This window comes from Saccharomonospora iraqiensis subsp. paurometabolica YIM 90007, from assembly GCF_000231035.2.
GTDB classification, from domain to species: domain Bacteria; phylum Actinomycetota; class Actinomycetes; order Mycobacteriales; family Pseudonocardiaceae; genus Saccharomonospora; species Saccharomonospora paurometabolica.
On record NZ_KI912198.1, the window covers coordinates 1,710 to 4,503 of the forward strand.

Here is a 2,794-nt window from a genome sequence, read left to right on the forward strand (position 1 = left end):
ATCGAGCTGCTGCGGCATCGCACGCTGTACGCGCTGTCCACCTGGCCCCCCGACGACGCCCTGCACGAGCGCACCTGCCTGGACCGGGTGCGCACGGCCTGGCGCACCCTGCGTCCGATCAACGACTGGGCGGCCGCGCACGTCGGCGCGAGCGAGCTGCCCCGCCGGTGACCCGGCACCGGTGACCGTCCGGCGTGTCCCGGTCGCGTGGCGGTGACGTACGCGGCACGACGGATACGGGATCGGTACAGACGTGGGCGCGCCGACCGGCTAGGCTTTTCGGGTGTGAGCAGACGAGCGAAGATCGTATGCACCCTCGGCCCGGCGACGGCGACGGCGGACAAGGTCCGGGCGCTCGTCGATTCGGGGATGGACGTGGCCCGGATGAACTTCAGCCACGGCACCCACACCGACCACAAGCAGGTCTACGACCTCATCCGGACGGCGGCGCGGGAGTCCGGGCGCGCGGTCGGGATCCTCGCCGACCTGCAGGGCCCCAAGATCCGGCTGGGTGAGTTCGCGGGCGGCCCCGTCGACTGGCGCGCCGGCGACAAGGTGCGCATCACCGTGGACGACATCGCCGGGACCCACGAGCGCGTCTCGACCACCTACAAGGGGCTGGCCCGGGACGCGAAGCCCGGCGACCGGCTGCTGGTGGACGACGGCAAGGTGGCCCTCGTCGTCGAGCGTGTGGAGGGCGCCGACGTGATCTGCGAGGTCGTCGAGGGCGGTTCCGTCAGCAACCACAAGGGCGTGTCGCTGCCGGGCATGGACGTGTCGGTCCCCGCCCTGTCCGACAAGGACGTCGAGGACCTGGAGTTCGCCCTCGAACTGGGCGTGGATTTCGTGGCGCTGTCGTTCGTGCGTTCCCCCGCCGACATCGACTCGGTGCACCAGGTGATGGACCGGGTCGGCCGGGGGCGGGTGCCCGTCATCGCCAAGCTGGAGAAACCCGAGGCGGTCTACAACCTGGAGGCGGTCGTGCTCGCCTTCGACGGGCTGATGGTCGCCCGCGGGGACCTCGGTGTGGAGCTGCCGCTGGAGCAGGTGCCGCTCGTGCAGAAGCGGGCGATCCAGATCGCCCGGGAGAACGCCAAGCCGGTGATCGTGGCCACCCAGATGCTCGACTCGATGATCGGCAACTCGCGGCCCACCCGCGCCGAGGCGTCCGACGTGGCCAACGCCGTGCTGGACGGCACCGACGCGGTCATGCTCTCGGGGGAGACGAGCGTCGGCCGCTACCCGGTCGAGACGGTGGAGACGATGAGCAAGATCGTCGAGGCCGTGGAGGCCGACATGCCCGCGGTCCCGCCACTGAGCCACGTCCCGCGCACCAAGCGCGGGGTCATCTCCTACGCCGCCCGGGACATCGGGGAACGGCTGAACGCGAAGGCGCTGGTCGCCTTCACCCAGTCCGGCGACACCGTGCGCAGGCTCGCCCGACTGCACACGCGCCTGCCGTTGCTCGCGTTCACCCCGCTGGAGAGCGTGCGCTCGCAGCTGGCCCTCACCTGGGGCACCACGGCGCGGATCGTGTCGCCGGTGGACTCCACCGACCGCATGATCCAGCAGGTCGACCACGCGATGCTGGACACCGGCCGGTATTCGCCGGGGGACAACGTGGTCATCGTGGCGGGGTCGCCCCCCGGCACGGTCGGCTCCACCAACCTGATCCGGGTCCACCGGCTCGGTGAGGAGGACCACGCGTGAGCGTGTCGGCGGGACGGGGTGCCGGGGCGCGGCGCCGCGACGGTGTTGAATCGGTGTCATGACTGAGCTGGCACGGCAGGCCGCCACGGGGTTGGACACCGACGGCGGAACGGGCGGGCAGGAGGTGCTGGACCGGCTGGTCGCCCTGCTGGACCTCGAACGGATCGAGGAGAACATCTACCGGGGGGTGAGCCCGGCACACTCGCCGACCCGCGTGTTCGGCGGCCAGGTCGCCGGACAGGCCCTGGTCGCGGCGGGGCGGACGGTGCCGGAGGATCGCGGGGTCCACTCCCTGCACGCCTACTTCATCCGCCCCGGTGACCCCGAGGTGCCGATCGTGTACGAGGTGGACCGGATCCGGGACGGTCGCTCGTTCACCACGCGCCGGGTGGTGGCGGTCCAACACGGCAAGGCGATCTTCTCGCTGTCCGCGTCCTTCCAGATCACCGAGTCCGGCGTCGAGCACGGCGAGCCGATGCCGGACGTCCCCGATCCCGAGTCGCTCCCGACGCTGCCGCAGCGCGCGGAGGGATACGCGGGGCTCGGGCTGCGCGCGCTGCCCCGGCCGATCGACCTCCGTTATGTGCACGACCCGCCGTGGGTGACCCGGACCACCGGCGAGCCCCCGGAGCGCAACCGGGTGTGGATGCGGGCCGACGGCACGCTGCCCGACGACCGGCTGCTGCACGTCTGCGTGCTGGCCTACGCCTCCGACATGACGCTGCTCGACTCGGTGCTGGCCCGGCACGGCGTGTACTGGGATCTCGACAAGGTGCTCGGCGCGAGCCTGGATCACGCGCTGTGGTTCCACCGCCCGTTCCGGGCCGACGAGTGGTTCCTCTACGACAGCACCTCACCCACCGCCTCGGGCGGACGGGGGCTGGCCACCGGACGTCTGTTCGCCCGGGACGGTGCGCACATCGCGACGGTCGTGCAGGAGGGCCTGATCCGCGTCCTGTGAGGACCGGGACGCCCCGCGGCCGACCCTCCGGTCCGGAGGCGGGAGGGGCCGCCGGGCACGCGCGTCGGTGACTCGCTCGCGCGCCACCGACGCGGTGCGGGTCGGCCAACGCGGTGCGGGTCG

Annotated in this window: 2 protein-coding genes; both read left to right on the top strand. The window is 72.2% G+C overall.

What is annotated here, in order from left to right:
- Positions 1 to 285: 285 nt before the first annotated feature.
- Positions 286 to 1,710 carry a pyruvate kinase gene (gene pyk, locus SACPADRAFT_RS0202710; protein WP_007027153.1) on the top strand — a complete coding sequence of 475 codons (1,425 nt, stop codon included), beginning with the start codon at positions 286 to 288 and terminating at the stop codon, positions 1,708 to 1,710.
- 58 nt (positions 1,711 to 1,768) lie between these two features.
- Entirely contained in the window at positions 1,769 to 2,671 is a 903-nt protein-coding gene (gene tesB, locus SACPADRAFT_RS0202715) for an acyl-CoA thioesterase II (protein ID WP_007027154.1), read from the top strand.
- The last annotated feature ends 123 nt before the right edge of the window (positions 2,672 to 2,794 follow it).

Excerpts from the sequence above, each read along its gene's own strand:
- tesB (WP_007027154.1), top strand. The coding sequence starts at position 1,769 with ATGACTGAGCTGGCACGGCAGGCCGCCACGGGGTTGGACACCGACGGC.